At 65.8% G+C, this 16,683-nt stretch carries 11 protein-coding genes; 4 read left to right on the top strand and 7 right to left on the bottom strand.

Annotated features, from left to right (window positions below; translation table 11 throughout):
- Positions 1 to 77: 77 nt before the first annotated feature.
- Both fghA and HGR_RS09025 read left to right on the top strand, forming a co-directional pair.
- Positions 78 to 908: an S-formylglutathione hydrolase gene (fghA, locus tag HGR_RS09030; RefSeq protein ID WP_006297909.1), complete on the top strand. Its 831-nt coding sequence runs from the start codon at positions 78 to 80 to the stop codon at positions 906 to 908.
- Between the two features lie 251 nt (positions 909 to 1,159).
- Complete coding sequence (locus HGR_RS09025; RefSeq protein WP_006297908.1) at positions 1,160 to 3,199, top strand: putative bifunctional diguanylate cyclase/phosphodiesterase; 2,040 nt, start codon at positions 1,160 to 1,162, stop codon at positions 3,197 to 3,199.
- A gap of 9 nt (positions 3,200 to 3,208) precedes the next feature.
- Here HGR_RS09025 and HGR_RS17810 read toward each other — a convergent pair whose 3' ends face one another.
- Entirely contained in the window at positions 3,209 to 4,936 is a 1,728-nt protein-coding gene (locus HGR_RS17810; RefSeq protein ID WP_006297907.1) for a subtype B tannase, read from the bottom strand.
- 188 nt (positions 4,937 to 5,124) lie between these two features.
- Positions 5,125 to 5,772, bottom strand: coding sequence for a cysteine hydrolase family protein (locus HGR_RS09015; RefSeq protein WP_006297906.1), 648 nt, complete (start codon positions 5,770 to 5,772; stop codon positions 5,125 to 5,127).
- 108 nt (positions 5,773 to 5,880) lie between these two features.
- Between HGR_RS09015 and HGR_RS09010 the strand changes: the two genes are divergently transcribed.
- The gene (locus tag HGR_RS09010) at positions 5,881 to 6,858 is read left to right on the top strand and encodes a GlxA family transcriptional regulator (RefSeq protein ID WP_006297905.1); all 978 of its coding nucleotides are present in this window, start codon (positions 5,881 to 5,883) and stop codon (positions 6,856 to 6,858) included.
- Between the two features lie 356 nt (positions 6,859 to 7,214).
- Here HGR_RS09010 and HGR_RS17040 read toward each other — a convergent pair whose 3' ends face one another.
- From HGR_RS17040 to HGR_RS08985, 5 genes are all read right to left on the bottom strand, one after another.
- Positions 7,215 to 7,556 carry a hypothetical protein gene (locus HGR_RS17040; RefSeq protein WP_081463490.1) on the bottom strand — a complete coding sequence of 114 codons (342 nt, stop codon included), beginning with the start codon at positions 7,554 to 7,556 and terminating at the stop codon, positions 7,215 to 7,217.
- 685 nt (positions 7,557 to 8,241) lie between these two features.
- Positions 8,242 to 8,919, bottom strand: coding sequence for a hypothetical protein (locus tag HGR_RS09000; protein ID WP_138922456.1), 678 nt, complete (start codon positions 8,917 to 8,919; stop codon positions 8,242 to 8,244).
- 75 nt (positions 8,920 to 8,994) lie between these two features.
- Positions 8,995 to 9,744: a phospholipase D-like domain-containing protein gene (locus HGR_RS08995; RefSeq protein WP_006297900.1), complete on the bottom strand. Its 750-nt coding sequence runs from the start codon at positions 9,742 to 9,744 to the stop codon at positions 8,995 to 8,997.
- A gap of 246 nt (positions 9,745 to 9,990) precedes the next feature.
- Positions 9,991 to 11,130: a tRNA preQ1(34) S-adenosylmethionine ribosyltransferase-isomerase QueA gene (gene queA, locus HGR_RS08990; RefSeq protein WP_050797425.1), complete on the bottom strand. Its 1,140-nt coding sequence runs from the start codon at positions 11,128 to 11,130 to the stop codon at positions 9,991 to 9,993.
- Between the two features lie 116 nt (positions 11,131 to 11,246).
- On the bottom strand, positions 11,247 to 14,054 hold the full coding sequence (locus HGR_RS08985) for a chemotaxis protein CheW (protein ID WP_006297898.1): 2,808 nt from the start codon (positions 14,052 to 14,054) through the stop codon (positions 11,247 to 11,249).
- Positions 14,055 to 14,229: 175 nt separating this feature from the next.
- Between HGR_RS08985 and recG the strand changes: the two genes are divergently transcribed.
- Positions 14,230 to 16,479, top strand: a complete 2,250-nt coding sequence (recG, locus tag HGR_RS08980; protein ID WP_406564774.1) for an ATP-dependent DNA helicase RecG — start codon at positions 14,230 to 14,232, stop codon at positions 16,477 to 16,479.
- The last annotated feature ends 204 nt before the right edge of the window (positions 16,480 to 16,683 follow it).

Below are 16,683 nucleotides of genomic sequence, written 5' to 3'. Positions count from 1 at the left end.
GTCCGGGCCACCGCGTGTTCTGGACGAGAATGTGCTTTTGCGCGTCCTCATTCCCACAACCAAGGAGACACAAAAACATGAACCGCGTTGAGCGCCACGCCTGCTTTGGTGGCCGTCAAGAAGTTTGGAAACACCCCTCCGCGGCCCTGGGCTGCGAGATGAGATTCGGTGTGTACCTACCGCCCGCCGCCGTGGCGGGCGAGCGTTGCCCCGTGCTGTACTGGCTGGCGGGCCTGACCTGCAACGAACAGACCTTCATCACCAAGGCCGGCGCGCAGGAGCACGCCGCGCGCCACGGGCTCATCCTCGTCGCGCCCGACACCAGCCCGCGTGGCGCGGGGGTGCCCAATGTGGACAGCTACGACCTGGGCGAGGGCGCGGGCTTCTACGTCAATGCCACGCAGGCCCCCTGGTCCCAGCACTACCGCATGCAAGACTACGTGGCGCAGGAGTTGCCCGCGCTGGTGGAGCAGCAGTTCCCCTGCACCGAGGCGCGCGGCATCTTCGGCCACAGCATGGGCGGCCATGGCGCACTCATCACCGCGCTGCGCAACCCGGGCCGCTACCGCAGCGTGTCGGCCTTCGCGCCCGTGGTCGCGCCCAGCCAGGTGCCTTGGGGCAGCAAGGCCTTCGCCGCCTACCTGGGCGAGGACCGCGAAGCCTGGAAGGAATGGGACGCGGTGGAACTGATCGCCAGCGCCGGCGAGCGCCTGCCTCTGCTGGTGGACCAGGGCGATAGCGATGAATTCCTGAGCAAGCAGCTGCGGCCGGAGCTGCTGGAACAAGCTTGCGCCGCCGCGGGGCACTCGTTGACCTTGCGCCGCCACCCCGGCTACGACCACAGCTATTACTTCATCGCCAGCTTCATCGGCGACCACCTGGCGCACCACGCGGCCTCGCTGCGCTGAGACGGACGGAGCGCTTGCGGCCGGGTGACCCGATGTGGCCCGATGTGGCCCTGATGTCAACCTGATGGTCTTGGGCTTGCGGCGCCGTGTCGCGTGCCAAGCCGGGTCGCGTGCATAACCGGGGCCGGGGCCGGGGCCGTGACCGGTGCCGCTCAAGGCGGCGCCAGGTCGGACGATATGATGGGGACAAGCCGGAGTTTTTTGGCGCGGCGTCCCGCCGTCGCCGGTCGTCTTGAGTCAGGGGCTGCTTGATGCACGATGCCGATGCCCAGAGCCCGCCGGCCAGCACCGCGGGCACCGCCGCGATGCCATGGCGCCTGCTGCTGCGCTTCGCCGACGCCGCTTATGAGCGGCGTTTCGTGACGCATTACGTCGCCTTTTATTTCCCTTATGCCCAGGCCAGCCTGGTGCTGGGCGCGGTGCTCATCGTCGGTGACTACCTGGTGGACCACATCGCCTACGGGGGCGTCAGCGCCAACCTGCTGCGTCTGACCCTGGCCTTGCCGGTGCTGCTGGCGGGGCTGGGCTATTCCCTGCTGTCCGACGCGCGCCGACACTGGCAACCGGTGATGAGCTGTTTCATCGTCACCGTCGCCTTCTGCCTTTTCTACACGCTCACGCGCATCGACGCCGAAGGAGGCGCGGGCCTGCACAGCTGGGTCGGGGTGCTCAACTTCACCTTCCTGCAGTTTTATTGCTTCGTGATCCTGGGGGTGCAGTTCCGCTACGCCCTGGTCGCGGGGCTGGTCATCCTGGCGGCCTTCGAGTACGCGCTGTGGTGGCATGCGGGCCTGACGCCTGGGTGGGCGGCTTACTGGTCCTACCACGTGCTCACGCTCTTCATCCTCGCCGCGGGCATCGGCTGGTGGCGCGAGTACCTGTTGCGCAAGGAGTTCGTGGCGCGCGCCGGCCTGGACGATTCCCGCGCGGCGGCCGAGCAACGCGCGCTGCGGCTCGCGCATTACGACGAAGTGACCGGCTTGCCCAACCGCCGCCTGTTCGCGGAGCTGGCGGTGCCGGTGATCGAGCGCGCGCGGCGCGGCGGGGTCGGCTGCACGATGTTGCACGTCGAGATCGACCGCCTCAGCGGCATCCACCACGTCTATGGCCGCGCCGCGGGCGACGAGGCCCTGGCCGACATCACCCAGCGCATCCGCATGTGCATCCGCGGCGGCGATCTGGCCGCCGCGGGCACGACGGGCGATGGCTCGGGGGTGGTGGCGCGTCTGGGTGACAGCGCCTTTTCCATCTTGCTGAACGACCTCGACAGCCAGGAGCGAGCCTCCCTGGTCGCGCACCGCCTGCTGGCCGCCGTGGCCCAGCCCGTGGTCGTGGACACGCAGCCCCTGGTGCTGTCGGCCAGCATCGGCATCGCGCTGTTTCCGGGCGATGCGCCCGACCTCACCGGCCTGATGCAATGCGCGGCCCAGGCCGCACGCGCCGCCGCCGAGGCGGGCGGTGGCCAGCACATGTTCTTCGACGCCGCGCACAACGTCCAGGCGCGCGAGCGCGTGCTGCTCGAAACCGAGCTGCGCCAAGCCATCCAGACCGGACAGCTCTGCCTGCACTACCAGCCCAAGGTGGACGTGCGCAGCGGCCGTATCGTTGGCGCCGAGGCCTTGGTGCGCTGGTCGCACCCGCAGCGCGGTTTGATTCCACCGGGGCACTTCATTCCCCTGGCCGAGGAAAGCGGCCTGATCGGCCCCTTGACCGATTGGGTGCTGCACGCCGCCTGCGGCAGCTTGCGCCGCTGGGCGGACGCGGGCCTGCCCGAGCTGCCCTTGTCCGTCAACCTGCCGGCTTCCAGTCTGGCCGACGAGCGCTTGCTGGACCAGCTGGCCGCGCTCATGCAGCGCTACCGGCTGCGTCCGTCCAACCTGATGCTGGAGCTGACCGAGACCATGCTGATGCGCGACATTGGCGCCGCCATCGGCGTGCTCGAGCGCCTGCGCGACCAGGGCTACGGCCTGGCGCTGGACGACTTCGGCACCGGTTATTCATCGCTCAATTACCTCAAGCGCTTGCCGGTGAGCGAGCTGAAGATCGACCGCGCCTTCGTCATCGACGTGGCGCGCGGCGGCCGCGACGGCGCGCTGGCCGCGGCCGTCATCACCCTGGGTCGTGAGCTGGGCTTGCAGGTCGTGGCCGAAGGCGTGGAGACCGAGGAGCAATCGGAATTCCTGCGTGGCCGGGGCTGCGTGCTGCAGCAGGGCTACCTGCATTCCCGGCCGGTGGCGCAGGGCGAATTCGAGGCGATGATGAGGTCACAGGCGGCTTCATCGGCCCCTTGACCCGCCGCCTCACACCCGCTGCTCGATCCAGGTGAACAGCTCGTCCAGGTCGTAATCCCCGCTGTGCGGACGGTCCCAGGGCAAGGCCAGATCGACCTGGAGCTGGCGTTCGCGCAGCGCGGCAGCCAACAGCGTCGGGACCGCGAAGGAGGTGTCGCTGTCCATGGTGCCGTGGCGGATGCGCCAGTGGGGCGCGGGGCGCGCGCTGCTGTCCGTGGCGTAGTGCATGGCGTTCATCTGACGCACCGTCAGCGGGTCCGCGACAAAGGCGCCCGCCTCGCTGCGGCTGTGCCGGGCGGAGAACGCGGTGAAGTGCCGTTTGTCGGTTTGCGCGTTGCCGAAGAGTTGGTTTTCACCCGTCTCCAGCTCCAGCCCGTCGAAGGCGGGCAGGCCCTTCATGCGGCCCATGCCGCGCACGTGCGCCGCGAAATCCAGCGCGCTGACTTGGCCATCCTTCACCCGCACCCAATCGCGCTGCCCCACGTTCACACCAGCGGCCAGCGCGCCTTGGGCCGATGCCATGAGCAGGGCCTGGATTTCGTCGCGCAGCGTGCCTGTGCCATCGGCTTGCAAGGACAAGGGCTGGCCCTGTGCGCCGCGCAGCTTCAGGCCGTTCACGTAGGCGATGAACTCCGCGCGCAATTCCGTCGAGAGCCGCTGTTGTTCGGCGTCGAGCCGAGCCACGGTTTCCGTGCGTTCCACGCGGAAGTCCAGCATGGACACGGCGACGTTGCGGTACTCCGTCAGCCCGTGGAACTGCCACTCATACGCGCCGTCGGCGTGATCGAGGTTGGTGATGGGGCAGTAGGCGGACACCGCGTAGATGTCGTCACGCGCGTCGGCCGCGCCCAAGGCCTGCAGTTCGCGTTCGAAATCGGCGTGGTTGCCGCTGGCGCCCAGCAGGGCCGAGAGCGCGCCGCCCGCGCTGGTGCCGTTCGACACAATGCGTTCGGTGTTGCCGGGCAAGCGCCCGCCGTTGGCGAGCGCGTTGTGGCGCAGCCAGCGCACCGCGGCCTTGAGGTCCACGATGGCCGCGGGCGCCTTGCCGGTCCAGCTGCCGTCTTCCGCCCGCAGCGTGCGGCCGCGCGCACCCGGTGCCGCCACGATGAAGCCGCGCGCCAGCGCTTGCATGATGGCACTCGGGCCAGCACTCGGCCCGGCATTTGGGCCCGCACCGGGTCCGCCTGCGCCGCGCGCACCGCCGCCTCCGGGGCGAGTCCCCGGCTCACCCCCCATGCCGCCGCCGGGAGGGCCCATGCGCCCTCCACCCCCGCCTCCGCCCATGCCTCCCCGCCCTGGACCTTGAGGGCCACCGCCTCCGCCCCCCATCTCCATGCCCATGCCGCCGGGCGGGCCTTCCACGCGCACGGCCAGGGTGCCGGGCTTGGCGGGCATGTAGCCGCCCACTTGGTTGGGCAGGAAGATGGGCGCGGTCTGCGCGTTGTAGCGGCCCACGGTGCCGCCCTTGAAGTAGGCGTCGGGAATGTAGAGGTTGAGCGTCTGGTAACTCGGCTCCAACGCCCTGCGCACGGTCGGCAGACCTTCGTAGGCGCGAACGTCGACCGCCAGGCCCTTCAGCACGAAGTCCTGCCGGGTGTAGCGATGGGGGTTGAAATCCAGGGAGGATTCGCTGGTGTTGGTCGTGCCTTGCGGCGCGCTCTCGGCGGCGCGGGCGGTGGTGGCCAGGCTGGCGGCCATCAGGGCAAGGGTGAACTGGCGACGGTTGGCGTAGATCATGGCGCGGATGATGCGCCCGCTTTGTCAATGAATTGTGGAGATATGCGCTCGCTTCAATGAAGCTGGGACGGCACGACGTGTTCTGCGGGGCGGCGTCCAAGGTCTGCGCCGCGGCTGCGAAGCAAGCCGAAACAGGGCCAACCGAAGAAGGCGACAACGGTGTCGCGGGTCTTCTTCGGTTCCTGTGGTTACACCGCGGTGGCGGCGTGATCGGCACGCGCTCGGCGGTTGGACATCAGCACGTTGTCTTTTTCCAGGGGCAAGCCCGCTTGCACGGCTTGGATCCAATCGTGCGTGCGAACCACTGCCGCGAAATTGCTGTGGAACACGACGCTGAATACCCGGTGGATTTCTTCCGCCGTGGCTTGACCAGCGGCGTTGGCATACGGCAATGACCCGCTGGCATCGGCCAGGTATTCCACCTGCAAGCCACGGTGCATGGCTTCGAACACGGTGGAGGCATTGCAGTTGTGCGTCATGTAGCCCGCCACCGCGAGGGTGGTGATGCCATGCCGTGCCAGCCAGTCGGCCAGATCGGTCCCGGTGAACGCGCTGGGCAATGTCTTGGTGATGCGGTGGTCGGTCTCGCGGCGGGCCACTTCGGGATGCAACTGCCCGTTGACCGTGTCGAGTTGAAAGACCGGGGCACCGGCAGGCGCCTGATGCCGCACCACCACCACCGGGACGCCAGCCGCGCGCGCCGCATCCATGGCGCGCAACACGTTGGGCAAGGTCTGCGATATGGGAGGGTGCGCAATGGGCAGCCCCCCGCCTTCGAAATACTCATTCTGGACATCAATCACCACCAGGGCACGGCGCAATGGGGACTTGCTCATGAAACGCTCCAAAGTTCAAAGTTCAACGTTCAAAGGACAAGCGAATTCTGGGCGTTGATCGCGGCCGAGAAAAGCGGCCTGAATGCCATTGATCGATAGAATCGGGCCATGCGTGCCCCTGCCCCCGAAACCGTTGCCGTGGTCGCTTTTGACGGCATCAGTCCGTTTCACCTGTCCGTGCCATGCCTGGTGTTTGGCGAAGACCAGACAGACACCGGTCAAGCGCGTTTTCGCTTGCGGGTCTGCGCGCCTGAACCCGGTCCTCTGCGCACCAATGCCGGTTTCGCCATCCACACCACCCATGGCCTGGAAGTCTTGCGCCGCGCGCAGATCGTGGTGGTGCCTTCCTGGCATCAGAACGGCCAGCCGGTGCCCCCGGCCTTGCTGCACGCCCTGCGCCAAGCCCACCGCCGTGGCGCGACCTTGGTGGGCTTGTGCCTGGGCGCGTTTGTCTTGGCCGAGGCTGGGCTGCTGGACCAACGTCCCGCCACCACCCACTGGCACCTGGCGTCCGTGTTCGCCCAACGCTTCCCATCGGTCAGGCTACAGGCCGACGTGCTGTATGTGGACGATGGCGACATCCTCACCTCGGCGGGGACCGCCGCCGGCATCGACTGCTGCCTGCACCTGCTGCGCGTGCGCTACGGCGCCCAAGCGGCGAACCAGGCCGCGCGCCGCATGGTCGTCGCCCCCCACCGCGAGGGCGGGCAAGCCCAGTACATCCAGCAACCCGTGCCCATGGCCGCCGAATCCGACCGCTTGCAGCCGGTGTTGGCGTGGTTGAGCAAGCACCTGCACAAACCGCATGCCCTGGACGATCTGGCACGGCGCGCCCTGATGAGCCGGCGCACCTTCACACGCCGCTTCCGTCAAGCCACCGGCACCACCGTCGGGCAATGGCTGCTGCACCAACGGCTGGCCCTGGCACAGCGCCTGCTGGAAACCAGCCACCTGTCCATCGATCGCGTGGCGCTCAACGCCGGGTTTGGCTCGGCGGTGTCATTGCGCCAACACTTCGCCAGCGCCTTCAACATCGCACCCTCCACCTACCGGCGGCAGTTTTCAACCGCATCACCTCGGGCATAAACACGCCACGCTCAACCCGCGTGAACACCCCGGGGGCGCGTTACCACGGCGCTGCGGAAGAAGGCCTGCCCTTCAAGCAAATCGCAGAAGCCATCGGCCACGGTATGGGCCTGCCTGTGCGTTGCCTCATGCGCGAGGAAGCGCCCGTGCATTTCAATTGGCTGGGGCCGGTTTCGCGGCCCTGGATATGCCGGCGTCGAGTGCGTGGACGCGGGGGCAGTTGGGGTGGGTGCCGACGGGGGTGGGGTTGATGGGGGATTTGGCGGGGGCGGACTACTTCGGGGAATAACGGCTGTTTGGTGTTGGTACGATGCGTACCAATCTGCGAATAATGCGTCGGCTACCAGTTGGGCAGATTACGACCAAACAGCGGTTTCGATTTCATCGAACCGCTCCGCAACCTTAAGAAATGACTCCGCCCAACCACTGCTCAGGCTTATCTCCTGTAGTGGCCTAGTTGGTGCAAATAGCACAGCGACGGTACCTCGCTCGGGCACAACGCCTGACAGCGCCAACTCAATCAACACCCTAATTTCTGCTTGAGCTTCGGCCGCATTGGCCCAAGAAGACCAAGCAAAATCATTGTCCGGCAGCAAGACAAGTTCCAGCGCCGATTCAAGCACCTGGATTAGCGCACCAAGCGGATTGCTTAAATCAATCCCTTGATGGATTAAAGCTTTAGTGCGATCTAGTTGCATGGGTAGAGGTGTCCCTGGATGTGGTCCAGCTGATAGGTCGTCCGCAGCGTTTGGCACTTTATGTCGCAGCGTGCCTCCATCATGAACTTTTCCCCAGGAGCGCCATCCTCGCTTCCATGATTGCCTGTAGGAACTGTTCTGCATCTAGGCACCAAGGTTTTCCATTAGGTCTGGGATAGATTTCGATAGAAAGGTCACCAGACTCGGTGTTCAGTTCCGCAACCTGGATGTCGCCGAAAAATATCTCCGCAACGACTTCTTGCCTGTCGGGAACGCTTGCGATGGTGAATCGAAATAAATACGTCGGCATTGGTATGGACAACGGCTCGATTCTGCGGCACGACGTTGAATTTCAGCCCCTGCCGATGGTTGACGACTGGACTGACGTGATACCTGCCTGAGCCAGATACGAAGTGAGTAGGACATTTCCGCATGTGCCTTTGCAACGAGATTGATCGACCATCATGACCAAACGGGGTTCCACCCACATCGCGGGATGCCGATAACTCTTCCGGCTCTCATGCAGCTGCTTGTAGTGATTGGCGCATCTGTGATGCGGATTCCTGTCGGCACGGGACTTCAATGATCACACCTCAGATGCCGGATATACGACTTCAGGCGCTTTACCCGTCGGTCCACATTCGATCAGCCTCTTACCGTTCAGGGGGTGTCAATATACGACCTGTTAGACAGCAGCGGCACCACCTGCATCTTCCGGCTTCCTGTCAAAGTCAACTTGCACGAACTTCCGACCGGGGTACAAAGCTTGCATGGCCGTCCTCAGATCGACGTAGAGTTGTCGGAGCGATGTGAGGTCCTCGTCGACGTTTTGAAAGATGGCTGCGGTAATTTGCCGGAGCTTGTGGCAGACGTCCAAACCTATGGCTTGCTCGACCTCGGTCTCGTTTTGAGGCTGCATCACATTGAAACCGGCAGTCGCCATTTTCGGAAACACTGTGTCCAGGACCAGCTCCGACCTACTTCGGATTAGGTCGATTGCGAGATGGAACCTGCGTTCCTCCAGCATCAGAGAGGCAAAGACGCTTGCGTGCCCTTCCTCTAGAAGAAACTGTAGCGCCGAGGCATCAAATCGGTCCACTGCCACAGGCGCCGCAGGGTGCGCGGCCAGATTGAGCCAAGCATCTGGCCTACCGCGGGATGGTTCGAGCACTTCTTTTCGGAACTGCTCCAGAACATTCCAAAGCGCGTATACGTCGAAGATCGCCCGATTACCTGCGCCCACGTTGTGCCGTATAAGTTCATTATTTTTCTCGTGGGCCTGAAGCCTAAATGCCGCCCACGCACCTGCGAACGAAGCTACGAGAGTGACCAATGCTGCTAGGACGTCTTTCCACTCTGGCACGGTGTCTCCTACGGTTTAACGTTGGAGCTGAGCGGCCAGGCGCCTATCCCGGTGGCCGGCGGCTCGAGCGACGGATTAGATTGCTGTTGCGCCTGACCAGATTTGCTCATAGTGACCAAGCTTCAGCGCTGCGATGTCGGAAGACAGCGGGGCAAGGTAAGTTGGCTTCGCTTCCGCTGCTTTGCGTATGGACATACCCAACACCCAACACTCGCTTGAGTCCACAAAAATCACTCGGTCGTGAAACGATGGACTACGTCTAGCCTCAACCGCAATGCCGAACTGCGCCACGAACCGCTGAATGGCAGAGGTGACTTTCGCCGCGTATCCCTCTACGAGGAGCCGCACCGAAACCTGCTTGGGTACACCTGACAGATAGGCGTCGAACACTGTGTCGTCGAGGTATGGGTCAATGATGAACAGCGAAGACTGGGCTGACGAGACAACCGAGTTGAGGGCCTTGAAGAAGTCGTAGACGGCGCCGGGTCCGAATGCCTGTGCCGCCGTCACAGGGAGTTGGAGTTCCAGGTCCGAAATTGCTCGATTTAGAACGCCAAAGATGCTGCCAAGATTGCCTTCGCGCATGAAGGTAAGGGAAGCAAGCGAATCAGCGGCAACCTTCAGCGAACTTGCTTCGAGGGAGTTCCATCGCTTGACCAATGCGTACGACCGCCCAAGCCACTCCTGGTGAACTGCTGACGTGGCCGAGAAGTCCGCGAAGCTTGGAGCGCGGCCAATGTGTGCCTTCAGTTGGGTGAGGAGGACGTGGGGGTCCATGTCTGAGCAATCTAATGTGATATCGACCGAAAAAGCGCGGAATAACATGAACTGATGTTCATCCTTGCCCCTCCCGAACTGCAAGCTAAGTGGAAGGCCTTTTTGAAAAAATCAGATGAATATGGCGTGCATTCGATTGCATGACAAGCCGTGAAACCCCGCGAAAGTACAGCATGGCATTTCCGTTACGGCTTTCAGTCTCAGTTGCTCATCATGCCCGGTTGGAACAATCACTTTCGGATGCCAGAGTCGCTCCGATTTTGTCCGGAAGCGGAGCACAAGGAGGTTTACCCACTACCGCACCCGCTCCAACACCATCGCATCCCCATAACTGAAAAACCGATACCGCTGCGCGATCGCATGGCGGTACAGCGCCATGATGTGCTCGTAGCCCGCGAAGGCGCTGACCAACATCATCAGGGTGGACTTGGGCAGATGGAAGTTGGTGATCAGCAGGTCCGCCACTTTGAATTCAAAACCTGGGGTGATGAAGATGTCGGTGTCGCCGCTGGTTTGTCCCCCGGACAAGCCTGGGCCTGCGGACCTTGCCCAGGATTCCAGCGTGCGGATGGTGGTGGTGCCCACGGCGACGATGCGGCCACCGTTCGCCTGGGTGTCGCGAATGGCTTGTTGCGTGGCGGCGGGCACGTCGTACCACTCGCGGTGCATGCGGTGTTCGGCCAGGTTCTCGGTCTTCACGGGTGAGAAGGTTCCCGCGCCCACGTGCAGGGTGACGTTGGCGCGCTTCACGCCGCGTGCGTCCAGCGCGGCCAGCACGGCTTCGTCGAAGTGCAGGGCGGCGGTGGGCGCGGCGGCGGCGCCGGGTTTGGCGGCGAAGACGGTCTGGTAGCGCGCCACGTCGTCGTCGTTGTCGCTGTGGTTTATGTACGGAGGCAGCGGCACATGGCCGTGCTGTTCCATCAGCTTGTGTGGTTCGTCGCTGAAACGCAGGCGGAACAGTTGCCCGTCTTCATCGGGCCAGCGGCCCAGAAGCTCGGCGGTGTAGCCGCCCGCCATCTGCAGCACCGTGCCCACGGCGGGTTTCTTGCTGACCTTCATGTGGGCCACGACTTCGTGGCCCGTCAGCACGCGCTCGATCAGCAGTTCCAGCTTGCCGCCGATGGGTGAGGTGGCGCCTCGGGCCGGAGCAGGCTTGTTGCCAAACAAACGTGCCTTGACCACCTTGGTGTCGTTGAAGACCAGCAGGTCGCCGGGCTGCAGCAGCCCAGGTAGCTCGCGGAAGATGCGGTCCACCGGCAACGCGCCGGGTCGGGCATCGCGGCCATCGAGCAGGCGCGAGGCGCTGCGCTCGGGCGCGGGGTGCTGGGCGATGAGTTCGGGGGGCAGAGCGAAGTCGAAGTCGCTCAGGGTGTGGGCGCGGGGATGAGGCGCGGACGAGGGCAGCGAAGCGCCGGAGGCGGGGGAATGCGGCATGGGCTTGAGGGCCGGACGGGCCCGTTCCAAGGGTTCAAGAAAAAGAAGCGAGAGGCCGTGATTCTCTCATCCGGCCTCTCGCCTGGGCTGCCGCCCGGCCTCCTTACTGCGGGTGTTCAAGCCGCGCGCGCCAGGTCCTTGCCGGTGCCGATGTTGGCCGCATCCGTGCGGTTCGTGGCCGGTTCCGTGGCGCCGCTGGTGACGCGCGCCAGCAGGGCCGCCGGGTCCAGCAACTGGATCAGCAGGTTGCCGCCGTTGGCGCGGATGAAGTGGCTCATCAGCTTCTGCTCCGCGCCAAAGGGCGAGGGCATCAGCTGCTCGTCACCGAACTCCGGCACGGCGTGCAGGCCGTCGACCAGCAAACCAGCCGTGTGCAGGCCGTGGCGCACGATGATGATTTGGCTGTTGTCGTCCAGCGTGCCGGGGCGCTGGTGCAGCACCCAGGACAGGTCGAACACCCAGACGAAGTGGCCGATGCGGTCATTGCCCTGCGGCGCCAGCATGCCGATGCGGCCTTGGTACTTCGGGCCACTTGTGCCATTTGTGCCACTCTTGCCTCGGCTGGCTGCGCCTGAACCCGTGACGTTGCCCGAACCCGAGCCCGAACCCATGGCGGGGCCGCCGTTGCCCATGCGGGCTGAAAGCGCGCTGGCGGGCAGGGCCTCCACCACATGCAGGGCGGGCAGGGCCAGCAGGTCACCGCCGCAGTGGAAGGTGGCGTAGGTCTTGCGCTGGCGTCCGTCCCCGCCGTAGCCGCTGCCTTCGATGGTTTGGTCCGCGCGTTGCGAGCGCCCATGGCTTTGCACCGCGCCCAGGGGCTGGAAGACCACGGACAGCACGTCTTCCTCGTAACCGTCGCTCACCTTGAACTCGCGGTAACCCTGGCCGGCGGCGCAGCCCAGCACGGCGTAGTGCCCGTCGTGCTCGACGATGCGCGAGATGCTCTTGCCTTTGGCCAGTTCACGCAGCAAGGCGAGCAGGGCGGGGTCGTCCAGGCGCTCACCCACCGGATGCGCGGGGTCGGTGCTGGCGATGATGCGCCCGGCGCGGCTGGTGAAGTAGCCCTGGCCTTGGCGCTGTGCCAAGCCGCTGCGCAGCATGGCCTCGAACTCGGTGGCGGCGTCGAAGACGATGCCGATGCCCCCCACCACCTCCCCGGCCACTTCAGCGCCGTTCTGTCCCGTTGGCGCGGGCGCCCTCACGGCCGCGTGGTAGATGTAAGTGGGCTTGCCGCCGTAGAAGGGCGTGGGCTCGAAGGCGCTGACGTGGTAGGCCTGATCGTCTTTGAGGGCGCGCACGCGTGCCAGCGTGGCGGCGTCCACGGATTCGTCGCCCGCGTGGGCTTGGTCCCCCGCGCGGCGTGAACGCGCGATCACCTTGCCTTGGCGGTCGTAGACGAAGAGCTGGGTGTAGACCGTGTACAGGCCGTGGATGTAACTCAGCAGGTCATGCAGCTTGCGCGCTTCTTCTGGGGCGACCACCGGCTGGGCCAGGGCGGTGCGCAGCTCGGCGGTCAGCGCCCACCAGCGGCAGTCGTCCGCGCGTTCGTAGAGGTTGCGATCCAGCAGGTCCACCAGCAGCTGGGACAGGAATTCACCGTCTTGCTGCTTGGTTTCGAGCACGGTCTCGTAGAGATCGCGGATGGACTGCGAGAAGAGCGCGTTGCTGCGCGAACCGGTTTCGCTGATCTGGTCCAGGATGGTCTTGAGCTTTTCCTTCTGCTCGCCGCCGTTGGCATCCGAGCGCCTGCGCTTGGGCAGGCCATCGTCCACGAAGATGTCTTGCTGGTCGGCGGTGATGACCTGACCGTTCCAGACCACGCGGCGGATGGTTTCGGTGGCGGTGATGATTTCGTGCAGCGGCGGGCTGAAGTTGCGCGCGTGCTGCAGCAGGCCCGCCGCTTGCGCCGGGGCCAGCGAGGACAAGGTGCTGCGCGTGCCGCCAGAGAAGGCCAGGTCCACCGGGATCATCAACTGACCGCGCCAGCCCTGCGGGCCCATGTAGCCCTGGTAGCCCTCGGCGTGGAAGGTGCGGATCAGGTACTCGCGGCCTTGATGGATCTGCAGGTGCGGCGTGCCATCGAGGTTGACCGGCACGGTGGTGCCGGGCGCGATCCAGTGCTCGTCCGCGCTGGCGATCACGCGGGCCTCGCCATCGAGCAGCAGCATGTTGGAGCGGCCTTCCGGGTCGCGGTGCGAGCGGAAGATGCGGCGCATCTCGTTCTCGAAATCGAAGCACAGACAGAGCAGTCCGACCACGGCGCCCGTGTCGGGGTGGTGCATGCGGCGCGAGTAGATCAGGGCCTGCGCCTTGCCCGGGCGCAATTCGCTGGCGCGGAAGGTTTCGACGAAGGTGTCGCTCTCCAGCGTGCGGGCGATCAGCGCGTCGCTGCTGCCCTCGACGGGAGACTCCGGGTCCAGCTGCACCAGCACATTGCCTTGCAGGTCAAGCAACATGATTTCGTCGTAGACGGTGTACTTGCTGCGGTAGGCGAAGAGGCGCGCGCGGATGGCGTCGATGGCGTCTTCGTCGGGTCCCTGCGTGGACTGCTGGGCCGACGCGACGAAGGCGCACAGTTCGCGGTCGGTCGCGAGGAAGCCCACGTCGGCGGTGCGCTCGTAGAGGTTGCGCACCATGATGTCGATCACGTAGTGCGCCTTGGCCCCGATGGCGGCCAGCACGTTGGCCACCTTCTCGCCCGCCAGGCTGTCCACCAGTTCCTGCTCAAGCCTGCCGAAGCCGGCCCGCGTGGCGGCCATGATGGGCAGGATGGTCTGTGCCTCGCGGGGGCAATTCATCTTGGCGGAGGATTCGATCATGCGCCACATCTGGTTGAGTTCGCGCAGCGATTGCTCGCAGCGCGCGACGTCACGCATGTAGGGCAGGTAGATGTCGGTTTGCAGCTTCGTCTTCTCTTTGTTCATTGTGTTTTCTTCATGGGTTCGTTCCCCCCTGCGGAGGGTAACGCTTTTATTCATGGAGTCTGCGTGTGGGGCTGGGCTCCACGTCGGGCATCACGCAAAAGATGTGCCGGTTACATATCGAGCCCTGATGCCTTGCCCGTGCTGCGCCCGTTGAGCCTGGGCCACAATGCCGCCCATGCCCGCCGTACGCGAACATGTCGACAAGATGCAGACCCGACAGGACAAGGCCGACAAGCCCATGAGCGCGCCGCAGAAGGCGATGCGCCGCCTGGGTCTGAACAGTGACATGGAGCTGGCCTTGCACCTGCCCCTGCGCTACGAGGACGAGACGACGCTGACGCCGATCGCCGAGTTGCGCGACGGTGACATGGCCCAGGCCGAGGGGGTGGTGCGCGAGAGCCGGGTCGAGGTGCGCGCGCGCCGCCAGTTGATCGCGCGCATCGAGGACGACGCCGGCCACACGCTGCTGCTGCGCTTTCTGAACTTCTACCCTTCTCAGCAAAAGCTGCTGAGCGTGGGCCAGCGCGTGCGGGTGCGCGGCGAAGTGCGCGGTGGCTTTCTGGGCCGCGAGATGGTGCACCCCGAATGCAAGGCCGTGCAGGCTGGCGCGCCGCTGGCCCAGGCGCTGACGCCGGTCTACCCGACCACGGCGGGCCTGCCGCAGGCCTATCTGCGCAAGGCCGTGGGCCGTGCGCTGGACAAGCTGGTGCTGGACGAAACCCTGCCGCCGCAGGCCCTGCAAATCTGGCCGGGCGGGCCCCGGGTGCTGGCCGACTGGCCGCTGCACGCCGCGCTGGACTACCTGCACCATCCTCGGCCCGAGGTCTCGCTGGCGGCCTTGCAGGACCGCAGCCATCCGGCCTGGCTGCGCCTCAAGGCCGAGGAGTTGCTCGCCCAGCAGTTGTCGCAGCTGCAAGCCCGCCAGGCGCAGGCGCTGCGGCGCGCGCCGACCCTTGCCTTGGGGCAGCGCGGTGGCGAGGCCAAGGGGCTGCATGAACAACTGTTGGCCGTGCTGCCTTTCGCGCTCACGGGGGCGCAGCGCCGTGTGAGCGAGGAAATCGCACGCGATCTGGCCCGCCCTTCACCCATGCACCGCCTGCTGCAGGGCGATGTGGGCAGCGGCAAGACCGTGGTGGCCGCGCTGGCCGCCGCGGTGTGCATCGATGCTGGTTACCAATGCGTGCTGATGGCCCCCACCGAGATCCTGGCCAGCCAGCACGTCAAGAAGCTGGTGGATTGGCTGACGCCCCTGGGCGTGCGGGTGGCCTGGCTCGCGGGCGGGCAGAAGACCAAGGAGCGGCGCGAAACCTTGGAGGCCATCGACCGCGCGCCCCAGGAAGGCGGGGCCCAGCTCATCGTCGGCACACACGCGGTGATCCAGGACAAGGTGCGTTTCCACAAACTGGGCCTGGCCATCGTGGACGAACAGCACCGCTTCGGCGTGGCGCAGCGCCTAGCCCTGCGCGAGAAGGTGATGGAAGGTGGCGATGCGGTTGAAGGCGGCGCGAAGCAGCCTGTTGAACCGCACATGCTCATGATGAGCGCCACGCCCATTCCGCGCACCTTGGCCATGAGCTACTACGCGGACTTGGACGTGTCCACGCTGGATGAGCTGCCGCCGGGGCGCAGCCCCATCGTGACCCGCGTGATTTCGGAGCAGCGCCGTCCCGAGCTGATCGCGCGCATCCGCGCCCAGCTGGCCGAGGGCCGGCAGGTTTACTGGGTTTGCCCGCTGATCGAGGAGAGCGAGGCGGTAGACCTCACCAACGCCACGGCCACGCACGCCGAGCTGACCGCCGCCTTGAACGATGCTCCCCACGCTGCGCCGCTGCCCCCCGAGGGGGCGTCCCCCGCCTTGGGGCGGCCCGGCGGCGGGGGGGGCATCCAGATCGGCCTGCTGCACTCGCGCCTGCCCGCCGCCGAGAAGCAGGCCGTGATGGCCGAGTTCGTGGCGGGCCGCATGGGCTTGCTGGTCAGCACCACGGTGATCGAGGTGGGCGTGGACGTGCCCAATGCCACCTTGATGGTGATCGAGCACGCGGAGCGCTTTGGTCTGTCGCAATTGCACCAGCTGCGCGGGCGGGTGGGGCGTGGGGCCCAGGCCTCGGCCTGCGTGCTGCTGTACTCGACCGGGGACGCGCCGCGCCTCGGCCAGACGGCGCGCGAGCGCCTCAAGGCCATGGCCGAGACCAACGACGGCTTCGAGATCGCGCGGCGCGACCTGGAAATCCGCGGCCCCGGTGAATTCCTGGGCGCCCGCCAGTCCGGCGCGGCCTTGCTGCGCTTCGCCGACCTCGCCACCGATGGTGAGCTGCTGGACTGGGCGCGGCAGACGGCCGCCTTGATGCTCGCCCAGCATCCGGTCCTGGCCGAGCGCCATGTGGCGCGCTGGCTGGGCGGGCGGGTGGATTACCTCAAGGCGTGAGTGCAGGGTTCCCGGGGCGCCTGGGTGGACGATCGACAGAACGGTGGGAACCACGCTTGTCCGGCCGCTTGGGTGAAGGCCCGCAAGAGAGTCCGTAAGAAGGCCTGGAGTTGCCCCGCGCGCCCCGGGCAAAAAGATACCTGAGCGCCGCCCGCTGATTTAGACTTGCCCAGCGCCGCCGAGCCCGGTCTGTCGCCCGGTGCG

Source organism: Hylemonella gracilis ATCC 19624, assembly GCF_000211835.1.
GTDB classification, from domain to species: domain Bacteria; phylum Pseudomonadota; class Gammaproteobacteria; order Burkholderiales; family Burkholderiaceae_C; genus Hylemonella; species Hylemonella gracilis.
The sequence above is the reverse complement of the archived record's forward strand: the minus strand, read 5'-3'. Positions and strand labels throughout refer to the sequence as shown.